Source organism: Pseudomonas sp. GW823-FHT03E05, assembly GCF_058796855.1.
This window is the reverse complement of the sequence record NZ_JBXAJB010000003.1, coordinates 100,184-115,653: the sequence shown is the minus strand read 5'-3', so window position 1 is coordinate 115,653 and position 15,470 is coordinate 100,184. Positions and strand designations below refer to the sequence as shown.

Genomic DNA, 15,470 nt, shown 5'->3' with positions numbered 1-15,470 from the left:
GGTTGTTAACTCAGCTGGTTACCATTGATAGGTGGCGCTGGCGACCACGCTACGCTGATCGCCGAAATAGCAGTAGGAACCATCGCAAGTGGAAAGGTAATCCTTGTCGAACAGGTTCGTGGCGTTGAGTTTCAGCGACGCTCCTTTGAGGCTGTTGTCCAGGCGGCCGAGGTCGTAATGCACGGCGGCATCGAACACCGTGTAGGCGTCGGCCTTGCCCAGCCAGGTGTTGGCTTGGTCGCCATAGGTATTGCCGGTGTAGCGGGCGCCCGCACCGATGCCGAAACCATCGAGTACGCCGGAATGCCAGGTGTAGTCAGTCCACAGGGAGGCTTGCTGGTTTGGCATCAGTTGCAAGCGGTTGCCTTTGTAGATGCCTTTTTGCACCTCAGACTTGGCCAGGGTATACGCGGCGATGACCTTGAGGTTTTCGGTTACGTCAGACACCGCCTCCAGTTCCAGGCCTTTGACCTTCACTTCGCCGGTCTGGTTGGTGATCGATTCGCCACCGGCGCCAATGCTGGTCACCAGGACATTTTTCTGTGTCAGGTCGTAGACCGCCGCGCTCAGCAGAGTGTTCGAACCTGGTGGCTGATATTTGACCCCCAGCTCCCATTGTTTGCCTTCCGTGGGTTTATACGATTCGGTCGGTGAAACGCTGGCGTTGCTCGCTGGCTGGAACGATTCGGCGTAGGAGATGTACGGCACAACACCCGAGTCGAACACATAGCTCAGCGCCGCATTGCCACTGAAGTTCTTGCTGCGATCAGTGTTGGTCACGTCTTTCTTGTTGAGGTAGGTGGTGCCTTGGTGCACCCAGTCCTCACGGCCACCCAGGGTCAGGCGCCAGTTGTCCAGGGCCATCTGGTCTTGGACGTAGAGGCCGGTCTGAATGGTCTTCTGGTCGTAGTCGTAATAGGCGTCGGCGCGCGACGGACGAACAATCGACTGTCCATAGACCGGGTTGAAGATGTTGGTGGTTCCCCCGTTACCGTAGATCGACAGGTAGGAGGTATCGGTACGTTGGTGGTCCAGGCCAAGCAGCACGGTGTGGCTGATGTCGCCAGTGGTGAAGTCCGCTTGGAAATTGTTGTCGACCGCGAACTGGCCGATGTCTTCGTCGACGTTGGTCGAGGTACGGCTGATGTTGCCTGCTGCATCAGCCGGGGAGTAGGCGTAAGAACCAACGGTCAACTGTTGGAAGGACAGCTCCGATTTGGTGTAGCGCAGGTTCTGACGGAACTGCCAGACATCGTTGAGGCGGTGCTCGAAGGCGTAGCCTAGCGCGTAGTAGGTCCGATCGTAGAACTCGTAGTCCGGGTCACCCAGGTTCTTGTGATGGGAAACGTCGCCCAGTGGCGACTTGATCTTGGTGCCCTGGATCGGCATGAACTGGCTGGTGGCACCCGTATCGTCACGGGTGAACTGCGTGAGCAGGGTCAGCTTGGTATCGGTATCGATGTTCCAGGTCAGGCTGGGAGCGATGTTGTAACGCTTGTTGTCGATGTGGTCGACCTGGGTGCCGGCGTCGCGAACGACACCGCTGAGCCCATAAAGGAACTGGCCTTCATCGTCGATCTTGCCGGTGCTGGCGAAGTTGATCTGGCGGTAGTTGTCACTGCCGTACTGAATCTGGACGGCGTGGCTGGTGTCTGCGCTTGGGCGCCGGCTGACCATATCCAGCAGGCCGCCCGGTGGGGTCTGCCCATACACCGAGGACGCCGGGCCGCGCAGCAGGGCAAGGCGGTCGAGGTTCCAGGTTTCCGCTTTCGGATTGGCATACACACCGCGGGGCAGGGGCAGGCCGTCGAGAAATTGTGTGGGTTCAAAGCCACGTACACGCATCCAGTCATAGCGGGTGTCGCTGCCATAGCTGGCAGAAACAATCCCGGGCATGTAGCGCACGGCATCGTCTAGATTCTGAACGTTGCGGTCTTCCATCTGTTGGCGGGTAGCGACGGAAATCGAGCGCGGAGCTTCAACCAGCGAGGTATCGGTCTTGGTGCCGGCGGCGGTACGTGTGGCGAGGTAACCGTCGACCGGGCCCCAGGCGCTCTCGCCAGCTTGCTGGCCGCTGATATTGGTTTGCGGCAAGGCCACCACGCCTTCCGGCGTGGCCACCAGGCTGTAGGTGCCGGCGCTGCTGTGCTCCAGTTGCAGGCCGGTGCCACGCAGGGCCTCACGCAGGGCGCCCGGTGCATCGAACTGGCCCTTGACCGGGGCCGAAGTCTTGCCCGCCGCCAGGGACGGATTCAGGCTCAGGGCCAGGCCGGCCTGGCTGGCGATCTGGTTCAGGGTGCTGGCCAGCGGTGCGGCCGGCAGGTTGTAGGCGCGCACGCTGGTGGACTGTTCGGCAGCCATCAGCGCCGGGCTGGCCAGGGGGGCGCAGAGGGCGATGGCAACGGCCAAGAGACTGGGGCGCAACAGGGTGTCTAGCGGGCGGGACATACGGCGGCTCCTGAATGGAAATGTTTCGCAATTGCCTAGGTGCCGGACGAGATTGGAAAAGTGATAGGGGCGGATTGAAAATAATTTAGATTTAGACTGATTGAGGCTAATTCGCCGGCAAGCCAGCTCCTACGGGATCGGTGCAGGAGCCAGCTTGCCGGCGAAGGCTGCGACACCGACCTCAGTGCTTGGCGTCGGCCTTGGCCACCACCGTCACCCACCAGGGGGTGTGCCGTTCGATCTTCACCGGCAGGGTCGGCAGCAGGGCATTGAGCGCGAGGTCCGTGTCCTGCAACGGGAAACTGCCGGTGATCCGCAGGTCGGCCAGTTCCGGTGCGACGCCCAGGTGACCACGGCGGTAACGGCCCAGCTCATCGATCAGGTCACCGAGCCGGGCGTTGTCCACCACCAGCATGCCCCGGGTCCAGGCGTCGGCCCCCAGGTTCAGGGCCTGCAGCGGGCCGAGGCCATCGCGGCGCATCAGCACTTGCTGGCCTTCCTTGAACACGTGCTCGTCCTGACCGGCTTGCGGCCGCGCCGCCACCGCCGATTGCAGCACCCCGAGGCGGGTGCCCTGGTCCTCGCGCTTGACCAGGAACCGTGTGCCCAGGGCGCGCATTCGGCCGTCGCGGGTTTCGACGATGAACGGCCGACTGTCGTTGTGCCCGGTCTCGATCAGGATCTCGCCTTCCTGAAGCACGATCCGCCGCTGCTTCTCATCGAAGCGCACATCCAGCGCACTGTGGGTATTGAGGTTAATCACCGTGCCGTCGGCCAGGCGCAGGGTGCGCTGCTCACCGGTGGCGGTGCGCTGGTCTGCCAGCCAGTAGTCCATCGGCAGGTAGCGTTCCCCGGCAAACAGCGCCAGGCCGCCGAACAGCACGACGCTGGCGACCCCGCGACCCAGCTTGCGTACCCGCCGGCGCAAGCCTTCGCGCGATTGCAGCAAGGCGTTGCGGGCCGGGCCGGTGGCCACGCCAAAGCGCTGGTCGAGCATGCCCAACTGGCGCCAGGCGCGGGCGTGTTCTTCATGGGCAGCGTGCCACTTGGCAAACTCTTCGCGCTCCACGGCACTGGCGCCGCCATCCAGCGACAGCTGCCAGGCGATGGCGGCATCCAGCACCTGGGCCGACACCGGCTTGGAACTCATGGGGGTCATAGCGGCTCCCCGTACAGGGCGATGTAGCACTGGCGGATGCCCTGGGCCAGGTATTGGCGCACCCTTGGCACCGAGACCCCCAGGCGTTCGGCGATCTCGGCGTGGCTCAGGCCGTCGAGGCGGTTATAGAGGAAGGCCATGCGCGCCTTGCTGGAGAGCTTGCCCAGCAGGCGGTCGATGGCCTTGAGGTCTTCGAGGATCATCTGCTGTTCTTCGGGCGACGGTTGTTCGCCTTCGGGGATCAGCATCAGTTCGCTGAGGTAAGCCTGTTCCAGCGCGGCGCGCCGGAAATAGTCGAACAGCAGGCCCTTGGCGATGGCCACCAGAAACGCCCGCGGCTCCCGGGGCGCCTTGAGTTCGTCGCGGCCCAGCAGGCGCACGAAGGTGTCCTGGCTCAGGTCCTCGGCCCGCTGGCTGCAGGCAACGTTGCGCCGTAGCCAGGCCAACAGCCAACCACGATGGTCGCGATACAACGCACCAACCAGCTCATTGTGAGGGCTTTGGACTGACGACAACGGAACTCACCAATCGAGAAGTTTAAACTAACGAGAATTATTCGCGATTGTGGCAGAGGCGAAACAGTGGCGCAATTGACGCTGGTCGGCTGCCTTGTGGCTGGAGAGGGCGGGTGCCCAAGGCAAGGAACTAGTTGTGTCGAGGGAAATGGCTCCCGTTGGCGTGCGCAGCACGCCCAAGGCGTTGTATCTGTTAGATCCAGGACTCAGTTTCTACGGCCGCGGCGCGGCCGAGCGGGAGCAAACTCCTTCGCCACAGTGCGGTGGCTCAGAACGAAGGTGCCTGCTGCCGGCGTTTCCACTGGCCCAGGCGCTGTTGCAGGTTCAGCGGGCTGTGGATCTGCTGCTGGCGGGCGCGGTTGAACAGGATCAGCGCCAGCTCCGCGGTGGCCAGGGCATCGGCCGCCGCGTTATGCCGCTCCACCACTTGCAGGTTGAACCAGCGCACCCAGTCGTCCAGCCCGGCTTCGCGGATCTGGGCCTGGGGGCACAGCAACGGTGCCATGTCCGCTACATCGAGGAAGCTGTGTTGCAGGCGGTAGCCCAGGCTGTCCTTCAGCGCCCGGCCGAGCATGTGCTGGTCGAACGGGGCATGAAAGGCCAGCAGCGGGCTGTCGCCGACGAACTCCATGAAATCCAGCAGGGCCTCCACCGGATCACAGCCGGCGGCGATGGCGCTGGGCCCCAGGCCGTGGATCAGTACGCTGGGGCTGAGCTTGTGGCCCTCGCGTTGCAGGGTGCGCTCGAACTGCTGGCTGAAGTCGATGGCACCGTCTTCGATCACCACCGCGCCGATGGACAGCACCTGGTCGCGGTTGAGGTTGAGGCCGGTGGTTTCCACGTCCACCACTACCCAGCGCTGCTCTCGCAGGCTGCTTTCATTCAGCTCGGTGAAGGCCGGTAGCCGATCGCGACGCTGTTGCTGCTCGGCACTCAGCAGGCTGACTGCGGGGCGGAACCAGGCAAACAGGCTCATAGCTGGTACCGCAAGGCCAGGCTGCTTTGCAGGCGCTGGGCCTGGCGCAGGGATTCACGCAGGATGCGCCGGTCCAGGTGGTTCAGGCTGTCCGGGTCGACCCGGTTGGAATAGGGCTGGTTCTCCCGGGTCTGGCGCTGGTGCTGCTGCATGCGGGTCTGCTGGATGAAGTGATAGGCCTCTTCATAGGCGGCGCCGTCCAGGGGCTCGATCACTTGTTTGGACACCAGCTGGCGCAGGCGCTCCAGGGTATTGATCGCGCCGATGCCGTTGGCCAGGGCCAGCAACCGGGCACCGTCGACGAAGGGGGTGAGGCCCTGGACCTTGAGGTCCAGGGTGGCCTTTTCGCCATTTTTCCTGGCCAGCACGAACTCGCGAAAACGCCCCACGGGCGGGCGCTGGCGCAGGGCGTTTTCCGCCATCATGCGTTGGAACAGACGGTTGTCCGCCACCTGGTCGAGGATGCCCCGACGCAGTTGTTCGGCGCTCTGTTCATCGCCCCAGACCACCCGCAGGTCGAAATAGATGCTCGAACCCAGCAGGTTTTCCGGGGTGGCCTCGCGGATGAAGGCCGCGAAGCGCCGGGCCCATTCAGCACGGGACAGGCACAGCTCGGGGTTGCCGGCCATGATGCTGCCCTTGCACAGGGTGAAACCGCACATGGCCAGGCTCTGGTTGATCTGCTGGGCGATGGGTAGCAGCTTGCCGCGGATTTCTGCCGCGTGGGCCGCGTCCCGGGCCTCGAACAGGATGCCGTTGTCCTGGTCGGTGTGCAGGGTCTGTTCGCGTCGGCCTTCACTGCCAAAGCACAGCCAGCTGAAAGGCACGCCGGGGTCGCCCTTGTCGGCCAGGGTCAGTTCGATGACCCGGCACACGGTGTGATCGTTGAGCAGGGTGATGATATGGGTGATCTGGGTCGAGGAGGCACCGTGGGCCAGCATGCGCTCCACCAACTGGCCGATCTCGCCCCGCAGCGCCACCAGGTGTTCGACCCGGGGCGCGTTGCGGATGGTCCGCGCCAGGTGCACCAGGTCGACCCGCTGCAGGGAAAACAGATCGCGCTCGGAAACCACCCCGCACAGGCGCTGTTCTTTCACCAGGCAGACGTGGGCGATATGCCGCTCGGTCATGGCGATGGCGGCGTCGAAGGCGCTGTGGTCCGGGCTGAGGAAGAACGGCGCCTGGGTCATGTGCTGTTCGATGGGCTGGTTGAGGTCCTGGGTGCCGTCGGCCACCACCTGGCGCAGGTCGCGCAGGGTGAAGATCCCCAGCGGGGCCTTGCGTTCGTCCACCACGACGATGCTGCCGACCTGCTGCTCATGCATCAGCGCCACGGCTTCGCGCAGCGGCGTCTGCGGTGAACAGGCCACCGGATGACGCATGGCCAGGTCGCCCAGGCGGGTGTTCAGCGAATACTGGGTGCCGAGGGTTTCCACGGCTTTCTGTTTGACTTGCTGGTTGACCTGGTCCAGCAGGCTGCTGACTCCACGCAGGGCGAAGTCGCGAAACTCCGCGGACAGGGCGAACAGCTTGATGAAAGCGCCCTTGTTCAGTTGCAGGCAGAACGTATCTTCGGCGGCGCGATGCTCGGTGCGGGTCGCGCGCTCGCCCAGCAGCGCGGCCAGGGGGAAACACTCGCCGGAAGTGATTTCGAAGGTGGTCTCGGTGCTGCCCTTGGCGGCGTGTGTGCGTTCGCCCACCACGCGGCCCTGCTTGACGATATAGAAGTGCTCGACCGGGCCGTCGGCCGGCTTGATGATGCTGTCGCCGGGGCCGTAGAAGCGCAGTTGGCATTGTTCTACCAGGTAGGCCAGATGCAGCTGCTCCATCTGGTTGAACGGCGGGAACCGTTGCAGGAACTGCACGGTCCCCTGGATGTTCTGCAACACCGCGGTCTTCCCGGCCTGGGTGAAGGCGTCCGCTTTACTCATAACGATTACCGCAGTCTTTTTGGATTTGTTGTGGTCGGATCACGGCATGGTCGGCTGCAACGTCTGGGGTGCCCATTGGACGTAAGTCTAGGTAGCGCCCTAGGGGCCGGACATTTGGCTTTGAAGCGTCGGCAATCAATGCGAAAAAGCTCTGATCAAGACTCTTGGCAATTTTTCCGACGAAGTGCACATTGGAGGCCTGCTTAGCGATGTCTGACCACTGTGCTAGGGGATTGATCTGTTCATGTAGAGAAATGTATGCCCGACCACGATATTTTGAGTGACGCCGAGCGCGAGGCCCTGAGTGCGGTCATGCTGGAACCGGATCTGCCGCCCCAGCGGGTGCTGATCGCCGATGACGACAAGGATGCACGGGAGCTGCTTGCGGAGATTCTTGGCCTGGATGGCATCCGTTGCATCACGGCGGCCAGTGGCAAGGCCGCACTTGAGTTGCTTGAATCGAATAAATCCATCGGCCTGTTGATCACCGATCTGCGCATGGCGCCCTGCAATGGCCTGGACCTGATCCGCCAGGTGCGTGAATCGGAGCGGGCGGCGCTGCCGATCATCATCATTTCCGGCGACGCCGATGTCCGCGATGCCATCGCCGCCATGCACCTGAGCGTGGTGGACTTCCTGCTCAAGCCGATCGACACCACCAAGCTGCTGGCCCTGGTCAAGCACGAGCTGGGCGTGGTGCTCTAGCCGATCCCTTGCCACACAGGCGAAAAAAAGCCCCGGCCTTGCGACCGGGGCTTTTTTAATTACTGCTGGTTACGCGGGCTTACAGACCGTTCTTGGCCTTGAACTCGCGACGCCGGCGGTGCAGGACCGGCTCGGTGTAGCCGTTTGGCTGCTTGGTGCCTTCGATCACCAGTTCCAGGGCGGCCTGGAAGGCGATGTTGCTGTCGAAGTCCGGTGCCAGGGGGCGGTACAGCGGGTCGCTGGCGTTCTGCCGGTCAACCACCGGAGCCATGCGCTTGAGGCTTTCGAGCACCTGCTCCTGGGTGACCACGCCGTGGCGCAGCCAGTTGGCGATGTGCTGGCTGGAGATACGCAGGGTGGCGCGGTCTTCCATCAGGCCGACGTCATTGATGTCCGGCACTTTCGAACAGCCCACGCCCTGGTCGATCCAGCGCACCACGTAACCGAGAATGCCCTGGGCGTTGTTGTCCAGTTCGTTCTTGATCTGCTCCGGCGTCCAGCTCGGGTTGACCGCCAGCGGGATGGTCAGGATGTCGTCCACCGAGGCGCGGGCACGCTTGGCCAGTTCGGCCTGGCGGGCGAATACGTCGACCTTGTGATAGTGCAGCGCGTGCAGCGCAGCGGCGGTCGGGGATGGAACCCAGGCAGTGTTGGCGCCGGCCAGTGGGTGAGCGATTTTCTGTTCGAGCATCGCTGCCATCAGGTCCGGCATCGCCCACATGCCCTTGCCGATTTGCGCGCGACCTTGCAGGCCGGTGCTCAGGCCGATATCGACGTTCCAGTTCTCGTAGGCGCCGATCCATTTTTCGGCCTTCATGTCGGCCTTGCGCACCATGGCGCCGGCCTCCATGGAGGTGTGGATTTCGTCGCCGGTACGGTCGAGGAAGCCGGTGTTGATGAACACCACGCGCTCGCTGGCCGCCTTGATGCAGGCCTTGAGGTTGACCGTGGTGCGGCGCTCCTCGTCCATGATCCCGACTTTCAGGGTGTTGCGCGGCAGGTTCAGCACCTCTTCGATGCGGCCGAACAGCTCGTTGGTGAACGCCGCTTCTTCAGGGCCGTGCATCTTCGGCTTGACGATGTACATCGAGCCGGTGCGGCTGTTCTTGCGCGACGTGTTGCCGTTGAGGTTGTGGATCGACGCCAGGCTGGTGACCAGGCCGTCGAGGATGCCTTCCGGCACTTCGTTGCCATCCTTGTCGAGGATCGCATCGATGGTCATCAGGTGGCCGACGTTGCGCACGAACAGCAGCGAACGACCGTGCAGTTTCACCGGCTCGCCATTGACCCCGGTGTATTCGCGGTCGGCGTTCATGGTGCGGGTGAAGGACTTGCCGCCCTTGGAAACTTCTTCCGCCAGGTCGCCCTTCATCAGGCCGAGCCAGTTGCGGTAGATCACCACCTTGTCGTCGGCATCCACTGCGGCGACCGAGTCTTCGCAGTCCATGATGGTGGTCAGGGCCGCTTCCATCAGCAGGTCCTTGACCCCGGCGGCGTCGGTCTGGCCGACCGGGCTTGTGGCGTCGATCTGGATCTCGAAGTGCAGGCCGTTGTGCTTGAGCAGGATCGCGGTAGGGGCCGCAGCGTCGCCCTGGTAGCCGATCAGTTGCGCGTCGTTGCGCAGGCCGCTGTTGCTGCCACCCTTGAGGCCGACCACCAGCTTGCCGCCGACGATCTTGTAGCTCACCGAGTCCACGTGGGAGCCGGCAGTCAGCGGCGCGGATTCATCGAGGAAGGCGCGGGCGAAGGCGATGACCTTGTCACCGCGGACCTTGTTGTAGCCTTTGCCTTTTTCCGCACCATCGGCTTCGCTGATGGCATCGGTGCCGTACAGGGCGTCGTACAGCGAGCCCCAGCGAGCGTTGGAAGCGTTGAGGGCGAAGCGCGCATTCATCACCGGCACCACCAGCTGCGGGCCGGCCATGTGGGCGATCTCTTCATCGACGTTTTGCGTCGTGGCCTGGAAATCCGCCGCTTCTGGCAGCAGGTAACCGATGTCTTGCAAGAAGGCTTTATAAGCCACAGCGTCATGCGCCTGGCCGGCACGGGACTGGTGCCAGGCATCGATACGTGCCTGGAAATCATCGCGTTTGGCGAGTAGGGCTTTGTTCTTCGGCGCCAGGTCGTGAATGACCTTGTCTGCACCGGCCCAGAACGAGTCGGCGGTGAGGCCGGTACCGGGAATGGCTTCGTTGTTCACGAAGTCGAACAGGACTCTGGCGACCTGCAGGCCACCGACTTGAACGTGCTCAGTCATTGCTTGCCTCACTCTGCTCAGCTATTTCGCTTTTCAGCTCTTCAAATTAACAATGAAGCCGGCGGCCATTTAAAGCACAACCCTGTTCTCCAGTACATGCCATCGCTGGCGGCTGGGTCCTTCCAATCAACGGCGGAGCCTTGCTGACAGGCTGTTGCGGGGGTTGCGATCAGGCCTTGGCGGACATCGTTCCAACGTTATGTAGTGCGCGCTGCGGCATACTACATGATGAACTGCGGTTGTGAAAATTAGACTAAAAGCGTCGTTCCGCGACTTTAAAGTGCAGTGCGGTCACGCAGGGGAATGCGATGTTCTCAAAAAGCCGGTGGATTGTTCCATATAAATACAAAAAGTTGTACACGATTTGTGTTTTGCCTTGCGCACCCTCGTAGGAGCCGGCTTGCCGGCGAATGGGCCTTCGGGGTTTGCGTCGGCCTTGCGGGCACATTCGCTGTCCTGCACAAGCTGCTGCCATATGGGCTGGAAGGCGCGGGGAATGAGGCTGCCTATACTGGATCTTTCATTGCTCAAAGAGGGCTGCGCCATGGACCATCTCGTTCTCACGGTATTCGCCCCGGACAAGGCCGGCCAGGTCGAGCGCATTGCCCAGTGCATCGCCGAGCATGGCGGCAACTGGCTGGAAAGCCGCCTGTCACGCATGGCTGGGCAGTTCGCCGGGATCCTGCGGGTGGCAGTGCCGGCCGAAGCCTACGATGAATTGGTGGACGCCCTGCAAGGCTTGTCGGCCCAGGGCATTCGCGTGTTGATCGCCGAAAGCGGCGTGGAGCAGTCCTGCACCTGGAAACCCATCGCCATGGAACTGGTGGGCAACGACCGCCCGGGAATCGTGCGCGACATCACCCGGCTGCTGGCCGAGCAGGGGGTGAACCTGGAGCGCTTGGTGACCGAGGTGCGCCCAGCGCCCATGAGCAGCGAGCCGCTGTTCCACGCCGAGGCGATCCTTGCGGTGCCCCTGACCCTGTCCCTGGAAGTGCTGCAGGCGCGCCTGGAAACCCTGGCGGACGACTTGATGGTGGAATTGGTCCTGCGCAGCGAGCCCTGAGCCTTGTGAGGGTTATCCCAGTAAACCGTGCATGTGCCTGTGGATAACCTGTAGAGACCAGGCCCTGGCCCAGAGCCAGCGCGGCGTTGCGCCAGTTGATCAAAAAATCAGCAGTTTCAAGGGCTTGTGCACAAAGGGCGGGGATCAGGTTGTGGATAACCTTGGGAAGAACCGCTGCAAGCCACGAAGAGCGTGGCCTGCAGGGCTTTGTACGTTTATTGATCAGCGACGCCCGCGCAGGCTGAGCCAGGCATCCACGCTGTATACCGCCAGGCCGGCCCAGATAAACATGAAGGCCAGCAAGGTGCTGGAGGACAGGTGCTCGTCGAACAGCAGCACGGCCTGCAGCAGCACCAGGGTGGGAGCCAGGTACTGGAGGAAACCCAGGGTGGTGTAGGGCAGGTCCCGTGCGGCAGCGTTGAAGCACACCAGAGGTACCAGGGTCACCGGGCCGGCAGCCACCAGCCACCAGGCCTGGGAACTGCTCCAGAACTCGGCATGGGCACTGCTGGCATCGGGGTGCAGCAGCAGCCAACCCAGAGCGATGGGCACCAGCATCCAGGTTTCCACCACCAGGCCGGGCAGGGCCTTGACCGGCGCCTGCTTGCGGATCAGCCCGTAGAAGCCGAAGCTCAGCGCCAGCATCAGAGAGACCCAGGGCAGGCTGCCTACCTGCCACACTTGCTGGGCCACGCCCACCGCCGCCAGGATCACCGCCAGCCACTGCATGCGCCGCAGGCGTTCGCCAAGAATCAGCATGCCCAGCAGGACGTTGACCAGTGGGTTGATGTAGTAGCCCAGGCTGGCTTCGAGCATGCGCCCGTTGTTTACCGACCAGACGTAGGTCAGCCAGTTGGCGGCGATCAGGGTGCCGCTCAGGGCCAGGATCGCCAGGCGCCTGGGGTTGTCCCGCAGTTCGCGCCACCAGCCGGGGTGCTTCCACACCATCAGCAGCAGGGCGCCGAACAGCGCCGACCAGAGCACCCGGTGGATGATGATCTCGACCGCGGGAACGCTGGCGATAGCTTTGAAATAGAGCGGGAACAGACCCCAGATGATGTAGGCGGTCAGACCCAGGATGTACCCGCGGCGCGGGTTGGCGGCTTGCATGCAGAATCCTTGCTTAGGCAGCTAACAAAGCCGCAATTGTAAGGACAATTGTCTAGACCTGTCCTGACTTTTACCCCGCTGCCCACTGTGGACGCCGGCTTGCCGACGAGGGCAATCTCTCGGGCCCTTTCGCTGGTAAGCCAGCTCCTACGGCTGGCGCCCTTGTGTGGGTACCGGCTTGTCGGCGAAGGCGATTTCTCGGGCCCCCTTCGCTGGCAAGCCGGCTCCTGCAGGCCGGGTCAGAACAGCTTGAGAGGTTCTTCGTTGAGGGCCGCCAACTGTTCGCGCAAGGCCAGCACCTGATCGCCCCAATAACGTTCGCTGCCGAACCAGGGGAAACTGTGGGGGAACGCCGGGTCGTCCCAGCGTCGTGCCAGCCAGGCGCTGTAGTGCATCAGGCGCAAGGCTCGCAGTGGTTCGATCAGGGCCAGCTCCCGCGGGTCGAAATCATGGAACTCGCTGTAGCCATCCATCAACTCGGACAACTGGCCCAGGCATTCCTGGCGGTCGCCGGCGAGCATCATCCACAGGTCCTGCACCGCCGGGCCCATGCGGCAGTCATCCAGGTCGACGATATGGAACATCTCGTCGCGGCACATCATGTTGCCGGGGTGGCAGTCGCCGTGCATCCGGATGTTCTGGTGTGGCGTGGCCTGGTAGACCTCTTCCACCCGCTTGAGCAGGTCCCGGGCCACCGACTCGTAGGCTGGCAGCAGGCTCTTGGGGATGAAGTTGCCCTGCAGCAGGGTTGCCAGGGAATCGTGACCGAAGTTCTTCACCCCCAGGGCTTCGCGGTGTTCGAACGGGCGGGTGGCACCCACCGCGTGCAGGCGGCCCAGCAACTGGCCGAGACGGTAGAGCTGGTCCAGGTTGCCTGGCTCCGGTGCGCGGCCGCCGCGGCGGGGAAACAGGGCGAAACGAAAGCCCGCGTGTTCGAACAGGCTGGCGCCGTCATGAATGATCGGCGCCACCACCGGCACGTCGCATTCGGCGAGTTCGAAGGTGAAGCGGTGCTCTTCCAGGATCGCTTCGTTGGTCCAGCGCTGGGGCCGGTAGAACTTGGCGATCAGTGGCTCGCTTTCGTCGATGCCGACTTGATAGACGCGATTTTCGTAGCTGTTGAGCGCCAGCACGCGGGCGTCGCTGAGAAAGCCGATGCTTTCAACGGCGTCCAGGACCAGATCGGGGGTCAGTGTTTCAAACGGGTGCGACATGCTTACTCCTGCGCGCAGCAGGCTGCCGCGTCCGGCCAAGCATGGTAACGCAGACGGGGAGCCAGCGGGGGAGGGTTTGCCGGTGGTTCGGCCGTGCGTCGGGTTCGCCGCCCAGCCGGTTCCTGCGGGTGCAGAAGCCGGCTGGGCGCGAGGCGGGGTCAGGCGCCGATGACGCCGCCGTCTTCCCGGGTGATGGCCATGACCGAGGAGCGTGGCTTGCCTTTGGGCAGGTGTTCGGGGAAGGTCGAACCGCCGTTTTCCCCAGGGTGCTGGATACCCACGAACAGGGTCTTCTGGTCCGGGGCGAAGGCGATGCCGGTGACTTCGCAACCCACCGGCCCGACCATGAAACGGCGGATCTCACCGCTGTCCGGGTCGGCGCAGAGCATCTGGTTGTTGCCCATGCCGGCGAAGTCGCCGCTGTTGCTGTAGTCGCCGTCGGTGAGGATCCACAGGCGCCCGGCCTTGTCGAAACCCAGCCCGTCGGGGCTGTTGAACATGTTCTGCGGGGTGATGTTGGACGACCCACCCTTGGGTTGGCCGGCGTGCACCCCCGGGTTGCCGGCCACTACGAACAGGTCCCAGGAAAAACTCATGGCACCATGGTCGTCGCCGCCGGTGCGCCAGCGCAGGATCTGCCCGTAGACGTTCTTCTCCCGCGGGTTGGGGCCGCCTACCGGCTGGCCGTCCTCGCCACGCTTGGAGTTGTTGGTCAGGGTGCAATAGACCTGGCCGTCCTTGGGGCTGACCACTATCCATTCCGGGCGGTCCATGCGCGTGGCCTGGACCACGCTGGCGGCCAGGCGAGCCTGGATCAGCACCTGGGCCTGGTCGGCGAAGCCGCTGCTGGCGTCGATGCCGTTCTTGCCGTGGGTCAGTTCGATCCACTGGCCCTGGCCCTTGGGGTGGTCCGGGTTGCCGTCGCCGGCATCGAAGCGCGCCACGTACAGGGTGCCGTGGTCCAGCAGGTCGCGGTTGGCCTTGGGGTTGCGGTGGTTGATCTTGTCGCGGCTGATGAACTTGTAGATGAATTCGCCACGCTCGTCGTCACCCATGTAGACCACGGCGCGGCCGTCGCGGGTTTCGGCCAGGGCGGCGTTTTCGTGCTTGAAGCGACCCAGGGCGGTGCGCTTGACCGGGGTCGATTGCGGGTCGAACGGATCGATTTCCACCACCCAGCCGTGACGGTTGAGTTCGTTGGGGTTCTTCGCCAGGTCGAAACGCGGATCGTGCAGGTGCCAGTTGATCTCCTTGCTGGCCACCACGGCGCCGTAGCGCTTCTGCGCGGCGTCGAATTTCTGCTCGGCGTTGCTGCTGCCGAAGCAGTCGGTGAAGTTCTCTTCGCAGGTCAGGTAGGTGCCCCATGGGGTCTTGCCGTTGGCGCAGTTCTGGAAGGTGCCGAGGACTTTCCTGCCCTTGGGGTCGGCGCTGGTCTTGAGCAGATCGTGACCGGCGGCGGGGCCACTCAGGCGGATCGGCGTGTTGCCGTGGATCCGTCGGTTGTAGCGTGAGCCCTGGACGAACTGCCACTGGCCATTCTTGCGCTGCACTTCAATCACCGACACGCCTTCGCTGGCCTGGGCCTTGCGCACGTCTTCGGCGGATTGCGGCAAGCCGCCATGGGGGTAGAGGTAGCGGTAGTTGGTGTATTCGTTATTGATGGCCATCAGCGCGCGGTGGCGGTCGTCCGGGAAGGCGAACAGGCTCATGCCGTCGTTGTTGTCGCCAAACTGCACTTCCTGGGCCCGGGCGGTGCCATTGCCGCTGGGGTCGAAGGCCGGGCCGTTCTTGGCCAGGGGCTGGCCCCAACTGATCAGTACCGAGGACTTGTAGCCAGGTGGCAAGGTGATGCTGTCGCTGGTGGCGGCAGGGATGCCGGCAAAGCCCAGCAACTGGCTGGTGCCGGCGCTGACGCTGGCGGCCAGGGCGCTGCGGCTCAACAGGTTGCCGCCCAGGAACAGCGCTGCACCGCACAGGGCGCCGGCACCGATGAAACCGCGGCGGCTGAGGCCGACCAGCTGTTCCAGGTCGGTGGGTTGGTCTTCTTCTAGTAACAGGCTCATATCAGGCTCCCTGCAGGTTTTTGCAGCCA

11 protein-coding genes are annotated in these 15,470 nt (G+C 63.5%); 2 read left to right on the top strand and 9 right to left on the bottom strand.

Annotated elements, in window-relative coordinates; genetic code table 11:
* Window positions 1-18: 18 nt before the first annotated feature.
* From AC1RCO_RS13465 to AC1RCO_RS13445, 5 genes are all read right to left on the bottom strand, one after another.
* Entirely contained in the window at window positions 19-2,448 is a 2,430-nt protein-coding gene (locus AC1RCO_RS13465; protein ID WP_342402933.1) for a TonB-dependent siderophore receptor, read from the bottom strand.
* Window positions 2,449-2,629: 181 nt separating this feature from the next.
* Complete coding sequence (locus AC1RCO_RS13460; protein WP_065365119.1) at window positions 2,630-3,607, bottom strand: FecR domain-containing protein; 978 nt, start codon at window positions 3,605-3,607, stop codon at window positions 2,630-2,632.
* Window positions 3,604-4,122, bottom strand: a complete 519-nt coding sequence (locus AC1RCO_RS13455; protein WP_011063879.1) for an RNA polymerase sigma factor — start codon at window positions 4,120-4,122, stop codon at window positions 3,604-3,606. Before AC1RCO_RS13455 ends, AC1RCO_RS13460 begins: the two co-directional genes overlap by 4 nt.
* 268 nt (window positions 4,123-4,390) lie before the next feature.
* Window positions 4,391-5,098, bottom strand: a complete 708-nt coding sequence (locus AC1RCO_RS13450; protein WP_065365120.1) for a 3'-5' exonuclease — start codon at window positions 5,096-5,098, stop codon at window positions 4,391-4,393.
* Window positions 5,095-7,029, bottom strand: a complete 1,935-nt coding sequence (locus tag AC1RCO_RS13445; protein WP_492617794.1) for a putative nucleotidyltransferase substrate binding domain-containing protein — start codon at window positions 7,027-7,029, stop codon at window positions 5,095-5,097. The genes AC1RCO_RS13450 and AC1RCO_RS13445 overlap by 4 nt, the downstream gene beginning before the upstream one ends.
* Window positions 7,030-7,287: 258 nt before the next feature.
* Between AC1RCO_RS13445 and AC1RCO_RS13440 the strand changes: the two genes are divergently transcribed.
* Window positions 7,288-7,734, top strand: coding sequence for a response regulator (locus AC1RCO_RS13440; protein WP_015637278.1), 447 nt, complete (start codon window positions 7,288-7,290; stop codon window positions 7,732-7,734).
* 79 nt (window positions 7,735-7,813) lie between these two features.
* Here the strand turns inward: AC1RCO_RS13440 and AC1RCO_RS13435 are convergent, their stop codons facing one another.
* On the bottom strand, window positions 7,814-9,991 hold the full coding sequence (locus AC1RCO_RS13435; protein ID WP_011063875.1) for a malate synthase G: 2,178 nt from the start codon (window positions 9,989-9,991) through the stop codon (window positions 7,814-7,816).
* A 544-nt stretch (window positions 9,992-10,535) separates the two neighbouring features.
* Between AC1RCO_RS13435 and AC1RCO_RS13430 the strand changes: the two genes are divergently transcribed.
* The gene (locus tag AC1RCO_RS13430; protein WP_011063874.1) at window positions 10,536-11,054 is read left to right on the top strand and encodes a glycine cleavage system transcriptional repressor; all 519 of its coding nucleotides are present in this window, start codon (window positions 10,536-10,538) and stop codon (window positions 11,052-11,054) included.
* A 222-nt stretch (window positions 11,055-11,276) separates the two neighbouring features.
* Here the strand turns inward: AC1RCO_RS13430 and rarD are convergent, their stop codons facing one another.
* The 3 genes from rarD to AC1RCO_RS13415 all read right to left on the bottom strand — a co-directional run bounded on the left by rarD (window position 11,277) and on the right by AC1RCO_RS13415 (window position 15,441).
* On the bottom strand, window positions 11,277-12,164 hold the full coding sequence (rarD, locus tag AC1RCO_RS13425) for an EamA family transporter RarD (RefSeq protein ID WP_011063873.1): 888 nt from the start codon (window positions 12,162-12,164) through the stop codon (window positions 11,277-11,279).
* 239 nt (window positions 12,165-12,403) lie between these two features.
* Window positions 12,404-13,378 (bottom strand): serine/threonine protein kinase, encoded by a 975-nt coding sequence (locus tag AC1RCO_RS13420; protein ID WP_011063872.1) that lies wholly within the window; start codon window positions 13,376-13,378, stop codon window positions 12,404-12,406.
* 158 nt (window positions 13,379-13,536) lie between these two features.
* Complete coding sequence (locus AC1RCO_RS13415; protein ID WP_492617793.1) at window positions 13,537-15,441, bottom strand: PhoX family protein; 1,905 nt, start codon at window positions 15,439-15,441, stop codon at window positions 13,537-13,539.
* Between the last annotated feature and the right edge of the window lie 29 nt (window positions 15,442-15,470).

Bases quoted from the DNA above. Each gene is read 5' to 3' on its own strand.
- AC1RCO_RS13440 (WP_015637278.1), top strand. From the start codon at position 7,288: ATGCCCGACCACGATATTTTGAGTGACGCCGAGCGCGAGGCCCTGAGT.
- AC1RCO_RS13430 (WP_011063874.1), top strand. From the start codon at position 10,536: ATGGACCATCTCGTTCTCACGGTATTCGCCCCGGACAAGGCCGGCCAG.
- AC1RCO_RS13460 (WP_065365119.1), bottom strand. From the start codon at position 3,607: ATGACCCCCATGAGTTCCAAGCCGGTGTCGGCCCAGGTGCTGGATGCC.
- AC1RCO_RS13445 (WP_492617794.1), bottom strand. From the start codon at position 7,029: ATGAGTAAAGCGGACGCCTTCACCCAGGCCGGGAAGACCGCGGTGTTG.
- AC1RCO_RS13465 (WP_342402933.1), bottom strand. From the start codon at position 2,448: ATGTCCCGCCCGCTAGACACCCTGTTGCGCCCCAGTCTCTTGGCCGTT.
- rarD (WP_011063873.1), bottom strand. From the start codon at position 12,164: ATGCAAGCCGCCAACCCGCGCCGCGGGTACATCCTGGGTCTGACCGCC.
- AC1RCO_RS13435 (WP_011063875.1), bottom strand. From the start codon at position 9,991: ATGACTGAGCACGTTCAAGTCGGTGGCCTGCAGGTCGCCAGAGTCCTG.
- AC1RCO_RS13450 (WP_065365120.1), bottom strand. From the start codon at position 5,098: ATGAGCCTGTTTGCCTGGTTCCGCCCCGCAGTCAGCCTGCTGAGTGCC.
- AC1RCO_RS13415 (WP_492617793.1), bottom strand. From the start codon at position 15,441: ATGAGCCTGTTACTAGAAGAAGACCAACCCACCGACCTGGAACAGCTG.
- AC1RCO_RS13420 (WP_011063872.1), bottom strand. From the start codon at position 13,378: ATGTCGCACCCGTTTGAAACACTGACCCCCGATCTGGTCCTGGACGCC.